General features: G+C 71.2%; 17 protein-coding genes. 9 read left to right on the plus strand and 8 right to left on the minus strand.

The genetic code is table 11. The annotated features are described in order from the left end of the window. Positions 1–12 precede the first annotated feature (12 nt). From ACIBN2_RS06665 to ACIBN2_RS06680, 4 genes are read left to right on the plus strand one after another with little or no spacing between them, the layout of a single operon-like run. On the plus strand, positions 13–1,638 hold the full coding sequence (locus ACIBN2_RS06665; RefSeq protein ID WP_399133097.1) for a sugar phosphotransferase: 1,626 nt from the start codon (positions 13–15) through the stop codon (positions 1,636–1,638). After that, positions 1,635–3,416 carry a stealth family protein gene (locus ACIBN2_RS06670; protein ID WP_399133098.1) on the plus strand — a complete coding sequence of 594 codons (1,782 nt, stop codon included), beginning with the start codon at positions 1,635–1,637 and terminating at the stop codon, positions 3,414–3,416. Before ACIBN2_RS06665 ends, ACIBN2_RS06670 begins: the two co-directional genes overlap by 4 nt. After that, positions 3,413–5,509: a glycosyltransferase family 4 protein gene (locus ACIBN2_RS06675; RefSeq protein ID WP_399133099.1), complete on the plus strand. Its 2,097-nt coding sequence runs from the start codon at positions 3,413–3,415 to the stop codon at positions 5,507–5,509. Before ACIBN2_RS06670 ends, ACIBN2_RS06675 begins: the two co-directional genes overlap by 4 nt. 31 nt (positions 5,510–5,540) lie before the next feature. Further along, entirely contained in the window at positions 5,541–7,508 is a 1,968-nt protein-coding gene (locus ACIBN2_RS06680; RefSeq protein WP_399133100.1) for a hypothetical protein, read from the plus strand. A gap of 60 nt (positions 7,509–7,568) precedes the next feature. On the opposite strand, the gene ACIBN2_RS06685 is transcribed toward ACIBN2_RS06680, so the two are convergent. The 4 genes from ACIBN2_RS06685 to ACIBN2_RS06700 all read right to left on the minus strand — a co-directional run bounded on the left by ACIBN2_RS06685 (position 7,569) and on the right by ACIBN2_RS06700 (position 14,450). Further along, on the minus strand, positions 7,569–9,698 hold the full coding sequence (locus ACIBN2_RS06685) for a 3-hydroxyacyl-CoA dehydrogenase NAD-binding domain-containing protein (RefSeq protein WP_399133101.1): 2,130 nt from the start codon (positions 9,696–9,698) through the stop codon (positions 7,569–7,571). Beyond that, positions 9,695–10,912 (minus strand): thiolase family protein, encoded by a 1,218-nt coding sequence (locus tag ACIBN2_RS06690; protein WP_399133102.1) that lies wholly within the window; start codon positions 10,910–10,912, stop codon positions 9,695–9,697. Before ACIBN2_RS06690 ends, ACIBN2_RS06685 begins: the two co-directional genes overlap by 4 nt. Positions 10,913–11,037: 125 nt before the next feature. Next, positions 11,038–12,066, minus strand: coding sequence for a LacI family DNA-binding transcriptional regulator (locus tag ACIBN2_RS06695; protein ID WP_399133103.1), 1,029 nt, complete (start codon positions 12,064–12,066; stop codon positions 11,038–11,040). Continuing rightward, positions 12,063–14,450: a glycoside hydrolase family 2 protein gene (locus tag ACIBN2_RS06700; RefSeq protein WP_399133104.1), complete on the minus strand. Its 2,388-nt coding sequence runs from the start codon at positions 14,448–14,450 to the stop codon at positions 12,063–12,065. The genes ACIBN2_RS06695 and ACIBN2_RS06700 overlap by 4 nt, the downstream gene beginning before the upstream one ends. Before the next feature lie 151 nt (positions 14,451–14,601). Here ACIBN2_RS06700 and ACIBN2_RS06705 point away from each other — a divergent pair, with 151 nt between their 5' ends. From ACIBN2_RS06705 to ACIBN2_RS06715, 3 genes are read left to right on the plus strand one after another with little or no spacing between them, the layout of a single operon-like run. Next, a complete protein-coding gene (locus ACIBN2_RS06705; protein WP_399133106.1) occupies positions 14,602–15,915 on the plus strand; it encodes an ABC transporter substrate-binding protein in 1,314 nt (437 codons plus the stop codon). Next, positions 15,915–16,874, plus strand: a complete 960-nt coding sequence (locus tag ACIBN2_RS06710; RefSeq protein ID WP_399133107.1) for a carbohydrate ABC transporter permease — start codon at positions 15,915–15,917, stop codon at positions 16,872–16,874. The genes ACIBN2_RS06705 and ACIBN2_RS06710 overlap by 1 nt, the downstream gene beginning before the upstream one ends. Then, positions 16,871–17,701 carry a carbohydrate ABC transporter permease gene (locus ACIBN2_RS06715; RefSeq protein ID WP_399133108.1) on the plus strand — a complete coding sequence of 277 codons (831 nt, stop codon included), beginning with the start codon at positions 16,871–16,873 and terminating at the stop codon, positions 17,699–17,701. Before ACIBN2_RS06710 ends, ACIBN2_RS06715 begins: the two co-directional genes overlap by 4 nt. Before the next feature lie 31 nt (positions 17,702–17,732). Here ACIBN2_RS06715 and ACIBN2_RS06720 read toward each other — a convergent pair whose 3' ends face one another. The 3 genes from ACIBN2_RS06720 to ACIBN2_RS06730 form a co-directional block, all read right to left on the minus strand. After that, the gene (locus ACIBN2_RS06720; protein ID WP_399133109.1) at positions 17,733–19,025 is read right to left on the minus strand and encodes a ribonuclease D; all 1,293 of its coding nucleotides are present in this window, start codon (positions 19,023–19,025) and stop codon (positions 17,733–17,735) included. Between the two features lie 220 nt (positions 19,026–19,245). Further along, entirely contained in the window at positions 19,246–19,908 is a 663-nt protein-coding gene (locus ACIBN2_RS06725; RefSeq protein ID WP_393863931.1) for a LuxR C-terminal-related transcriptional regulator, read from the minus strand. Between the two features lie 228 nt (positions 19,909–20,136). Beyond that, the gene (locus tag ACIBN2_RS06730) at positions 20,137–20,802 is read right to left on the minus strand and encodes a DUF3000 domain-containing protein (RefSeq protein ID WP_399133110.1); all 666 of its coding nucleotides are present in this window, start codon (positions 20,800–20,802) and stop codon (positions 20,137–20,139) included. A 126-nt stretch (positions 20,803–20,928) separates the two neighbouring features. On the opposite strand from ACIBN2_RS06730, the gene hemE reads away from it, so the two are divergent. Then, positions 20,929–22,017: a uroporphyrinogen decarboxylase gene (gene hemE / locus ACIBN2_RS06735; protein ID WP_399133111.1), complete on the plus strand. Its 1,089-nt coding sequence runs from the start codon at positions 20,929–20,931 to the stop codon at positions 22,015–22,017. 1 nt (position 22,018) lies between these two features. On the opposite strand, the gene ACIBN2_RS06740 is transcribed toward hemE, so the two are convergent. Continuing rightward, a complete protein-coding gene (locus ACIBN2_RS06740; RefSeq protein WP_399133112.1) occupies positions 22,019–22,843 on the minus strand; it encodes a rhomboid family intramembrane serine protease in 825 nt (274 codons plus the stop codon). Between the two features lie 158 nt (positions 22,844–23,001). Here ACIBN2_RS06740 and ACIBN2_RS06745 point away from each other — a divergent pair, with 158 nt between their 5' ends. Then, on the plus strand, positions 23,002–23,322 hold the full coding sequence (locus ACIBN2_RS06745) for a hypothetical protein (protein ID WP_399133113.1): 321 nt from the start codon (positions 23,002–23,004) through the stop codon (positions 23,320–23,322). Positions 23,323–23,374: the final 52 nt, after the last annotated feature.

Below are 23,374 nucleotides of genomic sequence, written 5' to 3' on the forward strand. Positions count from 1 at the left end.
GGAGTTCATGACGTGTCGGACCCGACGTCCATGAGCTCCGCGGCCAACGTCTACAAACGCCTCGTCCCCCAGCCCGTACGCTCCGCCGCCGCGACCACCGTCCCGGTGGGCGTACGGCGCAAGGTCAAACGCCGTCTCGCGCGCACCCTGAGCCGCCGCGAGGCCCGGCTGCACCGGCGCGCCCTGCGCCGGGTGCGCAAGGCGGGCCTCGGCCACTCCGAGCGCCGTACCCAGGCACCCGACGGCAGGGTCGCCCACGTGCACGCCGGACTCACCGCCGACCTGGCCCGGCGGCTCGACCACGACCTGGTCACCCAGGCCCTGGACGCGGCCGAGATCCCCTGGTTCGCGGTGCCGGCCCTCGACGACCGGCGGATCTGCCTGGCCGTCGACCACAACGACAAGAAGGCCGTGCGCCGCGTACTACGCGCGTTGCTGGAGGATCACACGGGATACGTCGTCTCCGTCTCGCCCGCCCAGAACGACACCCGCGAGCTCCCGGGCAGCCACGTCAAGGCGTGGAAGAACTACGGCAAGGCCAAGGTGATCCGCCTGACCTGGCTGCGCACCGAGCCCACCGAGAACCTCTGGGTGGGCGAGGACCAGGGCATCGAGATCGAGTTCTGGACCGCCAACACCGACCTGGCCGCGGAGCGGCTGATCGGCCCGCGCCCCAACCGCGTACAGCGCTCGGTGCCCAGTGACGCGCCGGGCGTCGAGATCGGCCTGGACCGGCTCTCCGGCTACTCCGACATCGACGGAGACCTGGAGCCGACGATCACCCTGGAGAACTTCGACGTCCTGCGGCTCGAGGAGATCACCTTCCCCGTCGACGCGGTCCTGCTGTGGCAGCACGCGACCCCGTGGGGCGAATTGCTGCTGCGGGCCGCGCTTCGCTCCCTTCACCAGTACGCGCCGTGGGTGGACGTCGTGCACGTGGTCGCCGAGGCGGAACCGCCGGCCTGGCTGCATGCCGACGACCGGCTCAACGTCGTCCGTGCGCGGCCCGGCTCCGAGTGGCACCTGCACCTGCTGCCCGACCTCGCCGACCACTTCCTGCTGCTGCGCCCCGGCGCCCTGCTCGGCCGCTCGGTCCGTCCCTTCGACTACTTCACCCCGAACGGCGCGACCCGCCCCCGGCGCGGCCCCTGGAACGCCCAGGAGTCGTTCGCCCCGTGGACCCGCACCGCGTACTCGGCCACCGGCCGGGTCGCCGCCCACGGCTATGCCCAGGGCCCCCAGCCGCACCGTGTCGAGACCCTCGCCCGGTTCGCGGAGACCGGGACCGCGCCGCTGCCGCTCGACGACGCGCAATGGTTGCCTGGGGTACCCGGCACCCATCCGCTGGACGGGGTGGTCCATCACTTCGGTCACACCGCCGGCCTGGCCGACCCCTCGGGCGAGGCCACCGTGGCGCTGCACGCCGCGCTGCCCGGTATCGGCAACCACCTGGAGCGGCTGCTGGTCCGCCGGGACAGCCAGCAGATCCAGCTGCTCGGCCTCGGTACCGACGAGGCACGCGCCCGCGGCGGCACCAAGGCCGTCCTGGGCTTCCTGAACCGCTACTTCCCCGTCCCGAGCGTCTTCGAGGGCGACCGGACCACTGACAGACACGACGAGGCGGTCAACCAGCCGTGAGCATGGGCAATCCCGAGGCCTCCGCGGCGGTCGGCGCGTACCGCACCCTGGTACCGGCAGGTCTCAGAAGACGTATCGCGCGCCGCGTCCCGCTGCGCCTGCGCGCGGCGCTCAAGCAGCTGCTGCGCCGGCTGCACACCGTGGGCCTGTTCGCCCGGGTCGTCCGCGGCGCGCGGGCACGCCGCCGCTGGCCGCACCTGTTCGGCGCGGGGGAGCGGCTGGCCGCCCTTCCCGGGCACGGGGCGCGGATCGCGCTGGTCCGCCCAACCGTGTCGCCGCTCGGCCTGCGCGAGGCCAACCTCGAACTGGTCGTCACCGCCCTGGAGGAGATCGGCGTCGACTACTTCGCGGTGCGCGGCAGTTCCGACTTCCGCTCCTGCCTCGCCGTTGCCGAGACCGACCGCGAGCGGGTCGGCGAGGTGCTCCAGCGGTGCGCCGAGCGCAGCCCCGTCCATCTGCGGGCCTGCCGGGGCGAGGCCGCGCAGGGCCGCGTCGTGCTGGCCGGCTCCCGGGCCGGCCGTCAACTGGCGCGTCACGCCGCGGTGCTGCGCGTCGGCATGGTGTGGAGCGACCCGGCCGGCTCCCTGGTGCTCGGCCTGGAGCACGGCTGCGACATCGAGTTCTGGCGGCCCGAGGACGGGCGGCTGCACGCGCCGCGCCCCAACCGCGTCACCGAGGACGTGGCCCTCGACGAGCCACGTGTCACCGTCCCGGTCAGTCGGCTCACCGGCTTCGCCGCCCTGCACACCCGCCGCACCCGCTCGGTGCGCACCATCCGGCCCTGCGCCGACCCGCTGCCCGAGGACGTGCGCTTCCCGGTCGACGTCGTCTACACCTGGGTCGACGGCAGCGACCCCGAGTGGCAGCGGCGGCGCGGCGCGTACGGCGACCACGGCTACCACACCGAGTCCGCCAACGCGGCCCGCTACATCAGCCGCGACGAACTGCGCTACTCCCTGCGGGCGCTGGAGCAGAACGCCCCGTGGGTCCGCCACGTCTACGTGGTGACGGACCGGCAGCGCCCGGCCTGGCTGAACGACGCCCACCACCGCATCACGGTCGTCGACCACTCGGAGATCTTCGACGACCCGGCCGCGCTGCCCACCTTCAACTCGCACGCCATCGAGAGCCGGCTGCACCACATCAAGGGCCTGTCCGAGCACTTCCTGTACTTCAACGACGACATGTTCCTGGGCAGCCCCGTCACCCCGCAGGACTTCTTCCTGTCCAACGGCATGACCCGCACCTTCTTCTCCCCGTCCCAGGTGCCCCGCTGGGACCTGACTCCCGTGGACCGGCCGGTCGACGCGGCCGGCAAGAACAACCGCCGTCTGCTGCAGGACCACTTCGGCAGCGCCATCGTGCAGAAGCTCCGGCACGCCCCCTACGCGCTGCGGTGCAGCGTGCTGGCGGAGATCGAGCGGGAGTTCGCCGATGAGCACCGGCGCACCTCGCAGAGCCGCTTGCGCAGCGCGAGCGACATCTCCATCCCGTCCTCGCTGTACCACTACTACGCCTACTTCACCGGCCGGGCCGTGCCCTCGAACATCACCTTCGCCTACCTCGACCTCGCCAGACCGGAGATCCAGCGCCGGCTCGGCATCCTGCTCGCCCGCCGCGACCGCCAGGCGTTCTGCATCAACGACACCCTCTCCGACGGCCACGACGTGGAGCGCCAGACGGCGATGCTCAGCCGCTTCCTGCGGACCTACTACCCGGTGCCGTCCCCCTTCGAGAAGAAGGAGAGTCACGAGAAGAAAGAGCCCCAGGTCCGGTGAAGATCTCGTTCCTGATCAACAACATCTACGGCATCGGCGGCACCAACCGCACGGTCATCAACCTCGCCGAGGCACTCTCCGTCCACCACGACGTGGAGATCGTCTCCGTGTTCCGGCGCACCACCGCCACCAAGTTCGAGATCTCCCCGCGCATCACCGTCCGCGCCCTGGTCGACCTGCGTCCCGGCTCCGCCGACAAGGGCGCCGCCGGCAGCGACGAACCGAGTGAAGTGGTTCCGCGCCAGGAGGAGTTCTACGCGCAGTACAGCCGGTTCACCGACGCGCGCATCATCCGGGACCTGCAGCGGACGTCCGCCGACGTCGTCGTCGGCACCCGCCCCAGCCTCAACCTCTTCGTCGCCGCCCACACCCGCGACGGGGCCCTGCGGGTGGCCCAGGAGCACATGACGCACCTGGCGATCCCGCCCGCGGTGCGCGCCGAGATGGCCCGCGTCTACCCGCGCCTCGACGCCATCACGACGGTCACCGACGCCGACGCCCGCTCTTTCACGGAGAACACGCCGATCCCCGGCATCCCCGTCGTGGGAATCCCCAACAGCGTGCCCGAACCGGCCGTCACGCCCTCCGACTGCTCGCACAAGGTCGTCGTCAGCGCCGGCCGCATGCACCAGATCAAGCGCTACGACCTCCTCATCCGTGCCTTCGGACAGCTGGCCCAGGACTTCCCCGACTGGCAGCTGCGCATCTACGGCGACGGTGGCGAGGCCGGCAAGCTGCGCGCTCTGGTCACCGAACTCGGCCTGACCGGACGGGTGTTGCTCATGGGCGGCTTCTCGCCCATCGAGTCCGAGTGGGCCAAGGGCTCCATCGCCGCGGTCACCTCGAGCGCCGAGTCCTTCGGCATGACGCTCGTCGAGGCGATGCGCTGCGGACTGCCCGTGGTCTCCACCGACTGTCCCGTCGGCCCCCGCGAGATCCTGCGCGACGGCGAGGACGGCTTCCTCGTGCCCAACGGCGAGGTCGAGGGCATCACCTGGGGCCTGCGCCGCCTCATGGGCGACGAACCGACACGCCGCGCCATGGGCGCCGCCGCCCTGCGCAACGCCACCCGCTTCGACCCCGCGGCCGTGGCCGACCGCTACACCGAACTCTTCGAGGACGCCGCCCGCCGACGCGCCGCCGCCGAACGCGGCTACCGAGCCCCGGCCGGCCCCCGCACGGCCGGCGCCGACCAGCTCACCGTGCCGCCCGTCTCCCTCGGCGCGGCCACCGTGGACGTCACCGCCGACGACGCGGGCTGGCTGCGGTTCTCGGCCGACGGGCCCGACGAGGGACGCCGCCGCTGGCGGTTCGTGCTGCGCCACAAGCCCTCGGACGGCGAACCCCGCCCGGACCTGCCGCTGCGCACCTCGCGCAAGGACCTGGACAACGGCGGCACCCGCTACACCGCCGTCGTCACCCCCTCCGCCCTCGACGACCTCGGCGACGGACGCTGGCAGGTCACGATGAGCGCCCTGAAGTCCTCGCCCGTCCACATGAAGGCGGGCGTGCGCGACACCCGCGCCCTCATCGACGCCCGCGCCCGGCTGATCGCCCGGCCGCCGACCGGCCCGATCGGCTGGAACCTGCCCTACGCCCAGCCCAACGGCAGGCTGATGCTGCGCACCGTCGTACGCGAGGAACACGCCGAGTGCACGCAGGTCGAATCGGCGGACGGCGCCATCACCGTGCGCGGCGTGCTGACCGGCACACGCCGGATCGAGCCCGGCGCGCTGTTCATCGTCAGCCGCCGCGGCCGCCACAGCCGCACCTTCACCGTCCCCGTCGAGGTCCTCGGCCGCCAGGCGTTCCGCGCCGAGGCGCCGCTGCGCCACGTCGTCGACCACCGGCTCGAGCGCTGGGAGGACTGGGACTGGTGGCTGCAGCCCGACCCGTACGACCGGGCCAAGGTGCGCGTCTGCCATCTGCTGGAGGACTTCCCGGACGTCAAGGGCGCCTACGTCTACCCGTCCGTCCCGCTGGTCGGCGACGAGGTCTCGCAGTACGCCGTCGTCCACCCGGCCCGCCCGGTGTGGGTGCGGCCCTACTGCTCCGCCTCGGGCGCCATGGCCATGAACGTGGTGGACCGATGAGCCCGCTGGACCCGATGGCCGAGGAGGGCCGATGACCGAACGCGCCCGCTCCATCCTGCACATCGTCGCCCACCAGGACGACGACCTGTACTTCATGAACCCCGACCTGGTGCGCTCCCTCCAGGACGGCGACCGGATCACCACGGTGATCGTCACCGCGGGCGAGGGCGACGGCATCAACGTCGACACCGACGAACCCCAACGCGCCGCGGTGCAGCCGGACTTCGCCCGCTACAGCACCGAGCGAGGCTGCGGGCAGCGCGCCGCGTACGCCCGTATGGCCACCGGCGACCGCGACCACCCGTGGCGGCGCGAGCCCGTCAGCCTGGTGCCCGGGTTCGCCGCCGAGCGGTTCACCCTCGTCGACCACGACGAGGTGTCCCTCTACTTCTTCCAGCTGCACGAGAACGCCCCCACCGACCGCGGCACCCGCACCCGCCTGCACGACCTGTGGGAGGGCGCCCTGCGCACCCAGGCCACGCTGCCGGTGCACGGCTGCACCGTCGGCGCGGTCCAGCACGTCACCCGGGACCAGCTGATCGCCGCCCTGACCGCTCTCCTCGGCCATGTCCGCCCCACCACGGTGCGCACCATGGACCCGGACCCCGAACACGACGGCGGGCGGCAGGAGTTCGTCTGCTCCGACCACGTCGACCACGCGACCACCACCCAGTTCGCGCTCGCCGCCCTCGCGCACCACCGGGAGGGCGGCCACAACCCGGTCGTCGAGCACTACCGCGCCTACGCCAACCGCTTCTGGGGCTACAACCTCGACCCGGCCGCGATCACCGAGAAGGCCGAGTACCTGGCGACCTACGGCGGACTCGACGCCCCCGCGGTCTGCCCGCACGGCACCTGCCGGACCTGCGGTGACCGCCAGTTGGGGCCCAACCCGTTCCGCAGCACGCACATGAACAGCGCCGCGTACCGCTACTCGCCGGCCACGAACTGGCTGCGGCTCGGCCCGGGCGGGCGGCTCAACGCCTTCGCCGTGCTGGCCGGACGGCTCGCCTTCTGGACGGAGACCGGTCCGGCGAGCGGCGAGTGGAAGGGTCCCTTCGTGCTCGGCGACGGCTGGATCGCGCCCACGCTCGCGGTCACCGGCCTGCCCGGCGGCCCGGCCGAACTCGTCGGTCTGCGCCGCCAGAACGTCGTCGGCGGCGGGGTCACCGTCGACGTCGTGCACACCGCGCAGGACCCGGGCGGCAACGGCTTCAGCGGCTGGCAGACCCTGGAGAACCCCGACTGGGCCCGGGCCGACGGCCGCAGGCAGCGCGAGGCGGGCGTCCCGTCGGCCGCGGTGGACGCGGCCGGCCGGCTCCACGTCTTCGTCCGCACCTTCGACCAGGGCATCGCCTGCCGCCGCCGGGAGGCCGACGGCACCTGGCTGCCGTGGGAGGACCTCGGCGGCAGCTTCCTCCAGGACGCGGGCTGCGCCCTCGCCACCGGGCGCGGCACCGTGGAGCTGTACGTGCCGGGCAAGAACACCGTCCTGCGCTGGCACCAGGCGGAACCCGGCGGCCCCTTCCTCCTCGACGACACCCTGCGGACGGGCCGCCCGGCCACCGGCGGGGTGACCGCCGTCGACTCCGGGGACAACCGCACCTGCCTCTACTTCCGCGAGGCCGGCACCCAGCGGGTCATGGCCTACCGCCAGCACGCCGACGGCCGCTGGCCCGGCTCCGGCGCGGGCCTCGGCGGCCACGGCGGCACCGGAGCCGTCGCCGCGCTGTGGGTCCCCGAACGCGGTGCCCGCGAGTCCTTCCTGGCCCACCGGGGCAGCCGCGGCCGCCTCGTCACCTCCATGCCCGACCGGGACAAGAAGGTCACGGGCACCCACTGGCAGGAGTCCGGCGAGATGGTCGCGCAGGCCCCGGCCCTGGCGTACGACGCCACGGGCGCGCTCGCCGTCGCGGTCATCGGCACGGACGGCCGCCTGCACACCCGCCGTCAGCTGTCCGCGACCGTCGGCAGTCCGCTGGGGCCCTGGTCGGCCTGAGAACAGCGAAAGAGGGCCTCCGCCACGACGGCGGAGGCCCTCTTCACCTACGGACGAGCGTTACGCCGGAACGCTCGCCACCCCCGGTGCCAGGAACCGCTTGCCGTTCACGCGCTCCGAGACACCCTCGCGGTCCAGGTACGGCGTGATGCCGCCCAGGTGGAAGGGCCAGCCGGCGCCCGTGATGAGGCAGAGGTCGATGTCCTGGGCCTCGGCGACGACGCCCTCGTCGAGCATCAGGCCGATCTCCTGCGCCACGGCGTCCAGGACGCGGTCGCGGACCTGCTCCTCGGTGAGGACGGAGTCGCCCTGCTTCAGCAGCGCGGCGACCTCCGGGTCCAGCTCGGGCTTGCCGGAGTCGTACACGTAGAAGCCGCGCTTGCCCGCCTTGACGACGGCGGCGAGGTTCGGGGAGACCGTGAAGCGGTCCGGGAAGGCCCGGTTGAGGGTCTCCGAGACGTGCAGGCCGATCGCGGGGCCGACCAGCTCCAGCAGGACCAGCGGCGACATCGGCAGGCCGAGGGGCTCGATCGCCTTCTCGGCGACCTCGACCGGGGTGCCCTCGTCGATGACGTTCTGGATCTCGCCCATGAAGCGGGTGAGGATGCGGTTCACGACGAACGCCGGGGCGTCCTTGGTGAGGACCGCGGTCTTCTTCAGCTTCTTGGCGACGGCGAAGGCCGTGGCCAGCGAGGCGTCGTCGGTCTGCTCGCCGCGGACGATCTCCAGCAGCGGGAGGATCGCGACCGGGTTGAAGAAGTGGAAGCCGACGACCCGCTCGGGGTTCTTCAGCTTCGACGCCATCTCCGACACCGAGAGCGAGGAGGTGTTCGTCGCGAGGATCGCGTGGGCCGGGGCGACGGCCTCGACCTCCGCGAAGACCTGCTGCTTGACACCGATCTCCTCGAAGACGGCCTCGATGATGAAGTCCGCGTCGGAGAAGCCCTCGGCCTTGTCCAGGACACCGGAGACCAGCGCCTTGAGGCGGTTGGCCTTGTCCTGGTTGACACGGCCCTTGCCGAGCAGCTTGTCGATCTCGGCGTGGACGTAGCCCACACCCTTGTCGACGCGCTCCTGGTCGATGTCCGTGAGGACGACCGGGACCTCGAGGCGGCGCAGGAAGAGCAGGGCGAGCTGCGAGGCCATCAGGCCCGCGCCGACCACGCCGACCTTGGTGACCGGGCGCGCCAGGTTCTTGTCCGGGGCCCCGGCCGGGCGCTTGCCGCGCTTCTGCACCAGGTTGAACGCGTAGATGCCGGAGCGCAGTTCGCCGCCCATGATCAGGTCGGCGAGCGCCTTGTCCTCGGCGTCGAAGCCCTGCTGCAGGTCGCCGTTCTTGGCGGCGGCGATGATGTCGAGGGCGCGGTAGGCGGCCGGGGCGGCGCCGTGCACCTTGCCGTCCGCGATGAAGCGGCCCTTGGCGACGGCCGCGTCCCAGGCCTCACCGCGGTCGATCACCGGGCGCTCGACCTCGACGTCGCCCTTGAGGACGGACGCCGTCCAGAGCAGCGACTGCTCCAGGAAGTCGGCACCCTCGAAGAGGGCGTCGGCGATGCCGAGGTCGAAGACCTGCTTGCCCTTGAGCTGCTTGTTCTGGTTCAGGCTGTTCTCGATGATCACCGAGACGGCCTTCTCGGCGCCGATCAGGTTCGGCAGCAGCGTGCAGCCGCCCCAGCCGGGGACCAGGCCGAGGAAGACCTCGGGCAGCGAGAAGGCCGGCAGGGACTTCGAGACAGTCCGGTAGGTGCAGTGCAGACCGACCTCGACGCCACCGCCCATCGCCGCACCGTTGTAGTAGGCGAAGGTCGGCACCGCGAGACCCGCGAGGCGCTTGAAGACCTCGTGGCCGCCCTTGCCGATGGCCAGCGCGTCCTTGTGCTCCTTCAGCAGCTCGACGCCCTTGAGGTCGGCGCCGACAGCGAAGATGAACGGCTTGCCGGTGATGCCGACACCGACGATCTCGCCGGCCGCGGCCTCCTTCTCGACCTGGTCGACGGCGGTGTTCAGGTTCGCCAGCGAGCCGGGGCCGAAGGTGGTCGGCTTGGTGTGGTCGAAGCCGTTGTCCAGCGTGATGAGCGCGAAGCGCCCGGCGCCGTACGGCAGGTCGAGGTGGCGTACGTGCGCCGACGTCACGACCTCGTCGGGGAACAGCTCGGCCGCACCCTTCAAAAGCTCAGCGGTGGTGCTCACTTGTCCCCCTCGAAGTGCGGGTTCTCCCAGATGACCGTCGCGCCCATGCCGAAGCCGACGCACATCGTGGTCAGGCCGTAGCGGACGCTGGGGTGCTCCTCGAACTGGCGGGCCAGCTGCGTCATCAGGCGGACGCCGGAGGAGGCCAGCGGGTGGCCGAAGGCGATGGCGCCGCCGTACTGGTTGACGCGCTCGTCGTCGTCGGCGATGCCGTAGTGGTCCAGGAAGGCCAGGACCTGGACGGCGAAGGCCTCGTTGATCTCGAAGAGGTCGATGTCCCCGATCGACAGGCCCGCCTTGGCGAGGGCCTTCTCGGTGGCCGGGATCGGGCCGTAGCCCATGACCTCCGGCTCGACGCCGGCGAAGGCGTACGAGACCAGGCGCATGCGGACCGGCAGGTTGTGCTCGCGGGCGAAGTCCTCGGACGCGATGATCGAGGCGGTCGCACCGTCGTTCAGACCGGCCGCGTTGCCCGCGGTGACCCGGCCGTGCACGCGGAACGGCGTCTTGAGGCCCTGGAGGTTCTCCAGCGTGGTCCCCGGGCGCATCGGCTCGTCGGCGGTGACCAGGCCCCAGCCCGTCTCGCCTACCTCCGCGTTGGTGTTGCGCACCGAGATCGGCACCAGGTCCTGCTGGATCTTGCCGTTGGCGTACGCCTTGGCGGCCTTCTCCTGCGAGCGCACCGCGTACTCGTCGGCGCGCTGCTTGGTGATGTGCGGGTAGCGGTCGTGCAGGTTCTCCGCGGTCATGCCCATGAACAGGGCGGACTCGTCGACCAGCTTCTCGCTCACGAAGCGCGGGTTCGGGTCCACGCCCTCGCCCATCGGGTGGCGGCCCATGTGCTCTACACCGCCCGCGATGACGGCGTCGTAGGCGCCGAATGCGATGGAGCCCGCGGTGGTGGTGACGGCCGTGAGCGCGCCGGCGCACATGCGGTCGATCGAGTAGCCGGGCACCGACTGCGGGAGGCCCGCGAGGATGCCGGCCGTACGGCCGATGGTGAGGCCCTGGTCACCGATCTGCGTGGTCGCGGCGATGGCGACCTCGTCGATCTGCGCCGGGTCGAGTCCGGGGTTGCGGCGCAGCAGCTCCCGGATCGCCTTCACGACGAGGTCGTCGGCACGGGTCTCGTGGTAGATGCCCTTCGGGCCCGCCTTGCCGAACGGGGTGCGGACGCCGTCGACGAAGACGACATCCCTGACGGTACGAGGCACGATGGCTCTCCTCCAGAGGTGCGGGATCTGCACTGCTGCGGCACGCAAGCGCTGAGCGCGCGCTCAGGCCCATGCTACTTATGAGTAACGTAGCTGCACACCCCTGGCGGCGGGAGCGGCGAAGGTCACACCGGTGGCGGAGCCGTCGAGCCCCGCGGAGTGAGCACCGGAGTGGCCACGGGGTGGGACCCCGGCCCCTCACCGGTGATCACCCCGAACAGTGTCCGTGCCACGTCCGCGCCGAATCCGTGCACGTCATGGCTCATCGCGGAGAGGGTGGGCCGGGTCAGCCGGCACAGCTGGGAGTCGTCCCAGGCCAGCAGCGAGACGTCACCGGGCACGCTCAGCCCCATCTCGGCCACCACCGAGAGACCCGCCACGGCCATGATGTCGTTGTCGTAGACGATCGCGGTGGGCCGGTCGGGCGGTGCGGCCGTCAGCAGCGACCGTGTCGCCCGCGCCCCGGCCTCCCCGGAGTAGTCGGTCGTGACCTGCCACGCCCCGGCCAGCTCCAGCGACCGCGCCGCCTCGTCGAAGGCCGCCGTGCGGATCGCGGTGTGCCCGAGCGCCGCCGCGCCGCCGACCCGGGCGATCCGCCGGTGCCCCAGCGCCGCGAGATACCGCACCGCCTCCGTCACGGCGGTGGCGTCGTCGGTCCACACCGAGGTGAGGCCGCCGGTCAGCGAGGGGTGCCCCACCGCGACGACCGGCATGCCGAGCCGTCCGACCGCCGCCACCCGGGGGTCCTCCGACCGGAAGTCGACCAGGATCGAGCCCCCGATCTGCCGCCCCCGCCACCACGTCTCCTGCAGTCCGGCCTCCTCCTCCACGGTGCGTACGAGCCTGAGCAGCAGCGAGCAGGAGTGCTCGGTCAGCACGCTCTCCACGCCCGACACGAACTCCATGTAGAAGGGTTCGAGCCCGAGCAGCCGGGCCGGGCGGCAGATCGCGAGGCCCACCACGTCCACCCGCGACCCGGCCAGCGTCCGCGCGGTGGGGTTCGGTGCCCAGCCCAGCTCCCGGGCGGCCTCGAAGATACGGTCCCGGGTCGCCTCCGACAGCCCGGGCTTGTGGTTGAAGGCGAGCGACACGGCGCCCTTGGACACACCCGCGCGCGCGGCGACGTCCTTGATGGTGACGCGGGAGGTCGTCATCGGGTGGGCTCCAGGCAGTACAGGGCGGCTCGGGCGGCATCCGGGTCAGGAGTCTCCCAGCCCCGCACACCGATCGTGACCCGTTCCCCCGGCAGCAACGTCACCAGCCCCCGATCGGCACGAGCCTCCGGCTGCAGCCGGTCGGCCTGCAACAGCAGATCCCGTACGAGGGTGTGGGCCGTCACGGTGACGGCACCCGGCGCCACGGTCACGTCGAACTCCGGCCGCGGGTAGGGGATTTCGCGGTCGGGGGAGGGGAAGTACAGGGCGCGCATCGCCTGTGGATCATCGCCCCCGCGAACATCGGCCACCAGGAACTCCTTCGCCCCCACCGGCTCCAGCTCCCTCGGCACCGGCACGTCCGCGACCGCCCGCCGGTCCGCCCGGAAGGGCACCGTGCCCTCCCCGAGCACCTCGCCGTCCACCGACATCCGCCGCAGCCGCGCTGCCCCCGCCCAGGGCTCGGGCGCCTGGTTGACGGCGGCCAGGACCAGTCCTCCGCCCCGCGCCTGCACCGTCGGCAACCGGTCCGCGTACAGCCGGCGCAGCTCGTGGTAGAGCGGCTTCTCCCGGCCGTCGCCGTCGATCGCCGCCCAGGACGTCACCGGCCAGCAGTCGTTGAGCTGCCACACCACCGTGCCCGCGCACACCGGCCAGTGCGACCGCCAGTGCTCGATCCCGGCCGCCACGGCACGCGCCTGGTTGACCTGCGTCAGATAGTGCCAGCGGTCGAAGTCCCCCTCCGGCACGGCGAAATGACGCGCGAGCCCGCGCCGGAGCTTGCCGTTGCCGTCCTCCGCCTTCTGGTGGTGCAGCATGCCGGGGGAGTCCGGCGCGAGCTCCTCACCGGGCAGCGCCCGCCTCAACGTGGCGTACGCGGGCGGCGCCTGCCACCCGAACTCGGCCACGAAGCGCGGCACTTGGCGCCCGTAGCCGGCGTAGTCCTCGCGGTTCCACACCTCCCACGAGTGATGGGTGCCGTGCGCCGGGTCGTTCGGGTGGTGCGCCCAGGAGCCGGACCACGGACTGCCCGCCGTGTACGGCCGGGCCGGATCCAACTCGGCCACCACACGCGGGAGCAGGCCCAGGTAGTACCCCTCGCCCCAGGAGTCCCCGCCCAGCCGGCCCTCCCACCCCCAGTCCCGGAACCCCCACAGGTTCTCGTTGTTGCCGTTCCACAGCACGAGCGAGGGATGCGGCATCAGCCGCACGACGTTCTCCCGCGCCTCGGCCTCCACCTCGCCCCGCAGCGGCTGCTCCTCGGGGTAGGCCGCGCACGCGAACGGGAAGTCCTGCCAGACCAGCAGCCCCAGTTCGTCGCAGGCGTCGTAGAAGTCCTCGCTCTCGTAGATCCCGCCGCCCCAGACCCGCACCAGATCGACTCCCGCGGCGGCCGCCTGCCGCAGCCGCTCCCGGTACCGCTCGCGGGTGATCCGGGAGGGGAAGACGTCGTCCGGGATCCAGTTGACGCCCCGCGCGAAGAGCCGCTCGCCGTTGACGGCGAGGGTGAACCCGGTGCCGTGCGCGTCGGCCGAGGTGTCCAGCGAGACGGTCCGGAAGCCGATCCGCCGCCGCCACGCGTCCAGCGCCCCGGCATCGTGCAGCAGCGTCAACTCGACGTCGTACAAAGGTTGTTCACCATATCCGCGGGGCCACCACAGCTCTGCGTCCGGCACGCGCAGCCGTACGGCGCCGGCGGTTCCGTCGATCTCCGCGCGCGCCCGCACCCCGCCGACCGCCGCCTCGACCGCGAGGTGCGCCTCGACGCGGGTGCGCTCCACCTCGACGTGCAGCTCGACGACGCCCTCGCCGCCCTCGACGGTCACGACCGGACGCACCCGTGCGATCCGCGCCGTCGACCACCGCTCCAGCCGCACCGGCCGCCAGATTCCGGCCGTCACCAGCGTCGGCCCCCAGTCCCAGCCGAAGGAGCAGGCCATCTTGCGGAGGTACGGATAGGGCTCGGCATAGGCGGCGGGCCGCTCGCCGACCCGCCCGCGCACCGCCTCGGCCTCGGCGTACGCGGAGGCGAACCGCACCGCGAGGCGCCCCTCCATGCCGGTCACGTCGAAGCGGTAGGACCGGTGCATGTTCCTTGTACGGCCGAGGGGTTGGCCGTCGAGCAGGACCTCGGCCGCCGTGTCGAGCCCGTCGAAGACGAGGTCGGTCTGCTCGTGCCCGGACCTGGCCCGCAGATCCGTCTCGTACGTCCACTCCCGGCGGCCCACCCAGGTCACCTCGGACTCGTTCCGCCCGAGAAAAGGATCGGGGATCACCCCGGCCGCCAGCAGATCGGTGTGCACACAGCCCGGCACCACGGCCGGAAGCTGCCCCTGCTCGTGCCGCAGGACCCATCCCTCGCTGAGCGGTGTCGCCTCCAGCATGCACACTCCCTAAACCGTTCCAGTCCGAGCCCCGGTGAACTTTTGACAGCGTTGGCGGAATAGGGACTTTACCGGTTAAGAAAACGTTGTCAGAGTACCGAACCAGCCAACCCGCTCGTGCTCGTCCGTCCCATGAACGGAGCTGATGCACATGAACCGCCGTACAGTCCTCACCGTCGCCGCCTCGGCCGCCCTGCTGCTCGCGGGATGCACCGGCACCGCAGGCACTACGAAGGGCGCGGAGGCAAAGGCGCCTGACGACCCGTCAAAAGTGAGCGGAACCATCAGGGTCCTCACCCAGCGGACCGACCTCGTGCAGGACGGCACGATGAAGAAGTACGCCGCCGCGTTCAACCAGACGTACCCGAAGGTCAAGGTCGAGTTCGAGGCCCTCACCAACTACGAGGCCGAGGTCAAGATTCGGATGAACACGGAGAACTACGGCGACGTCCTGATGATCCCCTCGGTCATCAAGAAGAACGACTACCCGAAGTTCTTCGCGTCCCTCGGCACCCGTGCCGAACGCGCCAAGAAGTACCGCTTCACCGACTTCACCACCGTCGGCGGCAAGGTCTACGGGCAGAGCCCGATCGGCGTGACCCCGGGCTTCGTCTACAACAAGAAGGTCTGGAGCCGGGCGGGCGTTACCAGGTGGCCCACCACACCGGCCGAGTTCCTCACCGACCTCAAGGCCATCAAGTCCAGGACGGACGCGGTCCCGTACTACACGAACTTCGCCGCGCAGTGGCCGCTGACCTCCTGGACGTCCGTGAACGGCTCCGTCACCTGCGACACCCAGGCCACCACCAAGCTGGCCGAGGGCGACCCCTGGACCAAGGGCAGCGACCTGCGCGTCGGCGACACGCTCCTCTACGACATCGTCCACCAGGGCCTGGCGGAGAAGGACCCGGCGACCACCAACTGGGAGCTTTCCAAGCCCGAGTTGGCGAAGGGGAAGATCGCCACGCAGTGGCTCGGCACCTGGGCGATCATCCAGTTCCAGGATGCCGCGCGGAAGGCCGCCGTGAATCCCGACGACATCGGCTTCATGCCCTTCCCGGCCCAAGTGGGCGGCAAGTTCTGCGCGGTGGTGGCGCCCGACTACAACCAGGCCGTCAACGTCCACTCCTCGCACAAGGCGGCCGCCCGCGCCTGGATCGACTGGTTCACCGACAAGTCCGGCTACGACAAGGACAACCTGGCGATCTCCCCGCTCAAGGACGCGCCCCTGCCCACCGTCATGAAGCCGTACGAGGACGCGGGCGTGAAGTTCATCGAGGTGAGCGACGCCAAGGGCGCCCAGGTCAAGGAGATAGACGACCAGTCGGAGGTCGGCATCTACAAGCCCGACTACCGCCAGGACCTGGTCGACCTCGCACGTGGCGCCCGCAAGGGCAGCCTGGACGACTTCCTGGCCGGCCTCGGCAAGAAGTGGACCGAGGCCCGGAAGACCGTGGGGTCCTGATGACGGACACCACCCACAAGGCGGCCGTCGCCGCCGTGGGGCCGATGCCGACCGCCCCCGCGGCGGCCCCGGCCCCACGGGGCACCCGGGTGTGGCGGGGCCTGACCCCCTGGCTGTTCCTGCTGGCCCCGCTCGCCCTGCTGATCACCTTCACCTACGCGCCGATCGCCAACATGCTGGCGTACAGCTTCACCGACTGGGACGGGGTGAGCCCCGAACTGCACTACACGGGCGCCCACAACTACACCGAACTCTTCACCCGCCCCGACCTGTTCGAGGTCTTCTGGGTCAGCGGCTACTATCTCGCCGCCTCCGCGGTCCAGATCGTCGCGGCGCTCTACTTCGCCACGATCCTCAGCTTCCACGTCCGCTTCCGGAACTTCTTCAAGGGCGTGCTGTTCTTCCCGTACCTGATCAACGGGGTGGCGATCGGCTTCGTCTTCCTCTACTTCTTCCAGGACGGCGGCACCCTCGACTCGGTCCTCGGCCTGTTCGGCCACCACTCCGACCACTCCTGGCTCGGCACCCCGGTCTCGGCGAACATCTCCCTCGCCGGCGTCTCGGTCTGGCGCTACACGGGCCTGAACTTCGTGCTGTTCCTGGGCGCGATCCAGTCCATCCCGGGGGAGCTGTACGAGGCGGCCGAACTGGACGGCGCGAACCGCTGGCAGCAGTTCCGTCACATCATCGCGCCCGGCATCCGCCCGGTCCTGGCGCTGACGGTGATCCTGTCCGTCTCGGGCTCGCTGTCGGCCTTCGAGATCCCGTACATCATGACCGGCGGCGCGACCGGCACCGAGACCTTCGTGATCCAGACCGTCAAGCTCGCCTTCCAGTTCAACAAGACGGGACTCGCCTCGGCGGCCGCGGTCGTGCTGCTGCTGATCATCCTGGCGGTGACCTGGGTGCAGCGCCGCCTCGTCCCCGACTCCGTCGACAAGGGAGTGGACCTCGTATGACGCGCCGAACGGTGACCCGCACCCTGATGTACCTGTCGCTGATCACCGCGGCCGTGGTGGTCCTGCTCCCCCTCGGCGTGGTCCTCCTGACCTCTCTCAAGACCGACAAGGAGATGGCGAACGGCAGCGGAGCCCTCTCGCTCCCCGGCGACCCGCTCAACGTCCACAACTACGTGACCGCGTTCCAGGACGGGCACATGCTCGCGGCCTTCGGCAACACGGCCTTCATCCTGGTCTTCGCCGTCGGCGGCACGGTTCTCATCGGCTCGATGACGGCCTACGCCATCGACCGTTTCACCTTCCGCTTCAAGAAGCTGGTCGTCGCGCTGTTCCTGCTGGCCGCACTGGTCCCGGGGGTCACCACCCAGGTGGCGACCTTCCAGATCGTCAACAGCTTCGGGATGTTCAACACCCGCTGGGCGCCGATCGCCCTCTACATGGGCACGGACATCGTCTCGATCTACATCTTCCTGCAGTTCGTCCGGTCCATCCCGACCTCGCTCGACGAGGCGGCCCGCATCGACGGCGCAAACGCCTTCACGATCTACCGCAAGATCATCTTCCCGCTCCTGAAACCGGCGATCGCCACCGTGGTGATCGTGAAGGGGATCACCGTCTACAACGACTTCTACATCCCCTTCCTCTACATGCCGTCCCAGGATCTTGGCGTGATCTCGACGTCCCTCTTCCGCTTCAAGGGCCCCTTCGGCGCCCACTGGGAAACGATCTCGGCAGGAGCGATCCTCGTCATCCTGCCGACCTTGATCGTCTTCCTCTGCCTGCAGAGGTACATCTACAACGGCTTCACGAGAGGGGCGACGCGGTGAACGGGCCTCCCGCCCCGGCCTTCGGGGGCGGCTAGGCGGACAGCGCGGCCACCAGAACCGGCGTCACCTGCTCAACCTGCCAAGGCCGAGCCCCGTACCCCGCAAGCGCCGCACCGACGGATTCCCCGTCGACGACCTTCGGCGGCTCCCAGCACACCCGCCGCACCGTATCCGGAGTGATCAGGTTCTCCTGCGGCATGTTCAGCCGCTCGGCCACCCCGGACACGGCGGCCCGGGCCGCCGAGAGCCGCGCGGCCGCCGCCGGGTCCTTGTCCGCCCAGGCCCGCGGCGGCGGAGGCCCCGTGACGGGCTGTCCCGGCGCCGGCAACTGCGTCTCCGACAGGGACTTCGCACGGTCCACGGCCGCCTGCCACTGCTCCAGCTGGCGCCGGCCCATCCGGTTCCCGAAGCCGTTCAGCGCGGCGAGGGCCTGCACGTCGGCCGGCAGGGAGAGCGCGGCCTCGACGATGGCCGCGTCACCGAGCACCTTCCCGGGGGACACGTCCCGCCGCTGGGCGATCCGGTCCCGGGTCTGCCACAGCTCCCGCACCACGGCGAGCTGCCGGCGCCGGCGCACCTTGTGCATCCCGGACGTACGGCGCCAGGGATCCTTGCGGGGCTCCGGCGGCGGGGCCGAGGCGATCGCGTCGAACTCCTGGTGGGCCCATTCGAGCTTGCCCTGCCGGTCGAGCTCCTTCTCCAGCGCGTCGCGCAGATCCACGAGCAGCTCGACGTCCAGCGCCGCGTACCGCAGCCACGGCTCGGGCAGCGGACGGGTCGACCAGTCGACGGCGGAGTGGCCCTTCTCGAGTACGAAGCCGAGGACGTTCTCGACCATGGCGCCGAGACCCACCCTGGGGAACCCGGCGAGCCGGCCGGCGAGCTCGGTGTCGAACAGCCGCGTCGGCACCATGCCTATCTCGCGCAGACACGGCAGATCCTGCGTGGCGGCGTGCAGGTCCCACTCGACGCCGGTGAGCGCCTCGCCGAGCGAGGACAGATCAGGACAGGCCACGGGATCGATCAGCGCGGTGCCGGCGCCGTCGCGGCGCAGCTGCACCAGATAGGCGCGCTGGCCGTAGCGGTAGCCGGAGGCGCGCTCCGCGTCGACGGCCACGGGGCCCGAGCCGCCCGCGAAGGCGGCGACCACGTCGGCCAGCGAGCTGGCGTCGGCGATCACGGGCGGGATGCCTTCGCGCGGCTCCAGCAAAGGGATCGGCTCTGGTTTCGGCGCCCCGGTAACAGATGTTCCGCCGTCTTCCGGAGGGGCGCCTCCGGTGGTTCGCAGTGAGCTGTCTGCTGCGGTCTCTTGGGCGTCGGTCACCTGTCAAGAGTATCTGTGTATGGACAGCGCCCGCCGACGTAACGTTCCGTCGACGGGCGCCTGGGGGTCGTAAACCAGTCAGGTCGGTGAAAGGTCTGGTTCACGACAGGTGGGACACGGGCGGGGGAATCAGCGGCCGATTCCATTCACGTCCGTGAATGGGTGAGATGTACGGGGGACGGGAGGCGGGACGCGCGGCAGGTGAGGCTGAGCGTTCGGGTCAGTGGATGATGCCGGTCCGCAGGGCGACCGCGACCATGCCGGCGCGGTCTCCCGTGCCGAGCTTGCGGGCGATGCGGGCGAGGTGGCTCTTGACGGTCAGTGCGGACAGGCCCATCGAGACGCCGATCGCCTTGTTCGACTGGCCCTCTGCGACCAGCCGCAGCACCTCGACCTCACGGCCGGAGAGCTCGCGGTAGCCACCCGGGTGGCTCGGGGTACCCGGGGGGCGGCGGTGCATACGGGCGGCGGCTGAGCCGATGGGGGCGGCACCGGGCCGGGTGGGGAGCCCGACGTTGGTACGGGTGCCGGTGACGACGTAGCCCTTGACCCCGCCCGCGAGGGCGTTGCGCACGGCGCCGATGTCGTCGGCGGCGGACAGGGCGAGGCCGTTGGGCCAGCCCGCCGCGCGGGTCTCCGAGAGGATGGTCAGGCCGGAGCCGTCGGGCAGATGGACGTCGGCGACGCAGATGTCGCGGGGGTTGCCGATGCGCGGACGTGCCTCCGCGATGGACGAGGCTTCGATGACGTCGCGCACACCGAGGGCCCACAGGTGGCGGGTGACGGTGGAGCGGACGCGCGGGTCGGCCACGACCACCATGGCGGTCGGCTTGTTCGGACGGTAGGCGACCAGGCTTGCGGGCTGCTCGAGGAGAACGGACACCAGGCCTCCTGGGGTGCGGGACGGCTTTCAAGGTCACAGTCGTCTTCGGCACCGAACCCGGAGTCCTTTAGGGAAAGATCACGATTTAGTGAGTAACAATCTGTGCAATTCGGACAAGCGATCGATCACTTGTTGAACGAATCGGTTCGTCGGAGAACCTGGTCGTGATTGAAAGTGGCCGAATCGACAAAGTGACGGTCAATGAAGTGGCACTCCGTGAGGTGAGGGTCAGCGCGCCTGCGGGTCCCGTCGCTGCGGCAGCGTCACGATCGACGCGTCGCCCGGACCGGCCGGCGGCAGGCCCGCGACCTGGGCCAGCAGATCGCACCAGGCGGCCAGGTGGGCCGCCGTGTCGGGAACGCCGCCCAGGCCCTCGCGGGGCGTCCAGGACGCACGGATCTCGATCTGCGAGGCGGCCGGGCGCTCCGCCAGCCCGCCGAAGTAGTGCGAGCTCGCGCGCGTGACGGTGCCGCTCGGTTCGCCGCACGACAGCCCGCGCGCCTGGAGCGCGCCGGTCAGCCAGGCCCAGCACACGTCGGGCAGCAGCGGGTCCGCGGCCATCTCCGGCTCCAGCTCCGCGCGCACCAGCGTCACCAGGCGGAAGGTGCCGCGCCAGGCGTCGTGCCCGTCCGGTTCGTGCAGCAGCACCAGCCGGCCGTCGGCCAGGTCCTGGTCGCCGTCGACGACCGTCGCCTCCAGCGCGTACGCGAACGCGGCGAGCCGCTGCGGCGCGCGGGTCGCCTCCACCTCGATCTGCGGCCGCAGCCGCGCGGATCTCAGCGCATCGACCGCGGCCCTGAAAGGCAGCGGTGCCGCACTGCCCGCATTCCGGTCCCCCTCCGTGTCGCCCATTCCGTCAGCGCCGTCCGACAGTCGTCCCTGAGCCGCAGCCATGCGGGGAAGATTAAAGGGAACGGAGCCGTCGCGCAGGGAGGGACACCCGTGCGAGCGCCGCCTGTCCGGATCGTGCCCCACCGACCCCGGCCTTCGGCGCGTCGCCGCCGTGCGAGACTTGCCGTCGTGAGTGCGAACGAGAGCCCCGCGGGCCAGGCCCAGACGCTGCCGACAGCCACGCCCGACCCGGTCCAGGAGTCGGCCTTCCTGAAGGCGTGCAGGCGCGAGCCCGTGCCGCACACGCCGGTGTGGTTCATGCGCCAGGCCGGGCGCTCACTGCCCGAGTACCGCAAGGTCCGCGAGGGCATCCCGATGCTCGAATCCTGCGCGCGCCCCGAGCTGGTCGCCGAGATCACCCTCCAGCCGGTGCGCCGGCACGGCGTGGACGCGGCGATCTACTACAGCGACATCGTCGTCCCGCTCAAGGCCATCGGCATCGACCTCGACATCAAGCCGGGCGTCGGCCCGGTCGTCGCCCACCCCGTCCGCACCCGCGCCGACCTGGCCCAGCTCAGGGACCTCACGCCCGAGGACGTCTCCTACGTCACCGAGGCGATCGGCCTGCTCACCCGCGAACTCGGCACCACCCCGCTCATCGGCTTCGCCGGCGCGCCTTTCACCCTCGCGAGCTACCTGGTCGAGGGCGGTCCCTCGCGCACGTACGAGAACGCCAAGGCGATGATGTACGGCGACCCCGAGCTGTGGGCCGACCTGCTCGACCGCCTCGCCGAGATCACGGCCGCGTTCCTGAAGGTGCAGATCGACGCCGGCGCCTCGGCGGTCCAGCTCTTCGACTCCTGGGCCGGTGCCCTCGCCCCGGCCGACTACCGCCGCTCGGTGCTGCCCGCCTCCGCCAAGGTCTTCGACGCCGTCGCCGGATACGGCGTCCCGCGCATCCACTTCGGCGTCGGCACCGGCGAACTCCTCGGCCTGATGGGCGAGGCCGGCGCGGACGTCGTCGGCGTCGACTGGCGCGTCCCGCTCGACGAGGCGGCCCGCCGGGTCGGCCCCGGCAAGGCGCTGCAGGGCAACCTCGACCCGACCGTCCTGTTCGCCTCCACGGAGGCCGTGGAGGCGAAGACCCGCGAGGTCCTCGACTCGGCCGCCGGCCTGGAGGGCCACGTCTTCAACCTCGGCCACGGCGTCATGCCGTCCACCGACCCGGACGCGCTGACCCGCCTCGTGGACTACGTGCACACGCACACCGCCCGCTGACTCACCACGTGTGCCGGGGCCGCGCCTTCCTGCCGAACAGCAGGCCGCGCGGTTCCGGTGGCGGGGGCGTGCCCGGTTTCAGCGGCCAGGCGAGGGCCATCCCGGCCAGGAAGCCGACGACATGCGCGGCGTACGCCACCGTGCCCGCGGAGGAGACGCCCTCGCCGGACGAGTAGACGGCCTGGAGCACGAACCAGAAGCCCAGCACCAGCCAGGCCGGCAGCCTCAGCGGCAGGAAGATCAGGAACGGCACCAGGACCCAGACCCTGGCCTTCGGATACAGCACCAGATAGGCGCCCAGGACTCCGGCGATCGCTCCTGACGCGCCGATCAGCGGGTCGGCGGAACCGGCGTTGAGGAGCGCGAAGCCGTATCCCGACGCGTAGCCGCAGACGACGTAGAAGAGCGCGTACCTGACGTGGCCCATGCGGTCCTCGACGTTGTTGCCGAAGATCAGCAGGAAGAGCATGTTGCCGAGCAGGTGCAGCCAGCCGCCGTGCAGGAACATCGCGGTGAGGACGGACAGCGCGGGGGACTTGTCGTAGGACGGCGGGGCCACCACGCAGCCCGCGCCGTGCGCGCCCACGCCGACGTCGCCCGTGGGCACCAGCCGCGCCATCTGATGGTGGATCAACTCCCGCGGTACGGCCGCGTAGTGGTCCAGGAACGCCTGTAGATGACACGTCTGCGCCAGGCTGCTGTCGCCCACCACGGAACCGGCGAGGCCGGGCATGGACAGGAAGACGAGGACGTTCGCGGCGATCAGCGCGTACGTCACCCAGGGGGTGCGCCGCACCGGGTTCACGTCATGGACGGGGATGACCACAAGGGATTAGTGCCCCCGGCCGTCGGAAATAGTGCCTCCCCGTGCGCCGGGTACGCCGGAGTGCGTCGGTGAACACGGGCACGCGCGCGTGCGTATGAATCGTCAACCGCCCGCGGCACGGGGAAGGCGGGTCGCGGGGACGACGTGAGGAACAGGCGATGAGCGACCGAGTTACTCCTGCGATGCATGCCACGCCCGACGGTGAGGCGGAGATCTCCCTGGTGGTGAAGTTGCCGTGGGAGGACGTCGCCCGGCTCGGCCAGGAGGCGGGGCGGCTCGCTTCGCAGATGCAGCGGCCGGTGACCCTCGACGAGGCGGTGAGTCACCGGCTGCGATCCGTGCGGAGCGCCGCGCACGCGAAACCCGCCGGGGAGCAGCCGGCCGCTGTGGCCTCCACGGCCTCCGTGTCGTCGTTGCCGCCGCGGCCTCCGGCGGAGCAGGCCCGGCAGGCCATCGAGCGGATCAACGGCAGCGCGTAGCGGTCCGCCGTGGGGGCGCGGGTGAGGTGGCGGCCGCGGGTTCGTCGTGGCT

The sequence above is a fragment of the Streptomyces sp. NPDC050534 genome (genome assembly GCF_044457745.1).
In the GTDB taxonomy this organism is placed as follows: Bacteria; Actinomycetota; Actinomycetes; order Streptomycetales; family Streptomycetaceae; genus Streptomyces.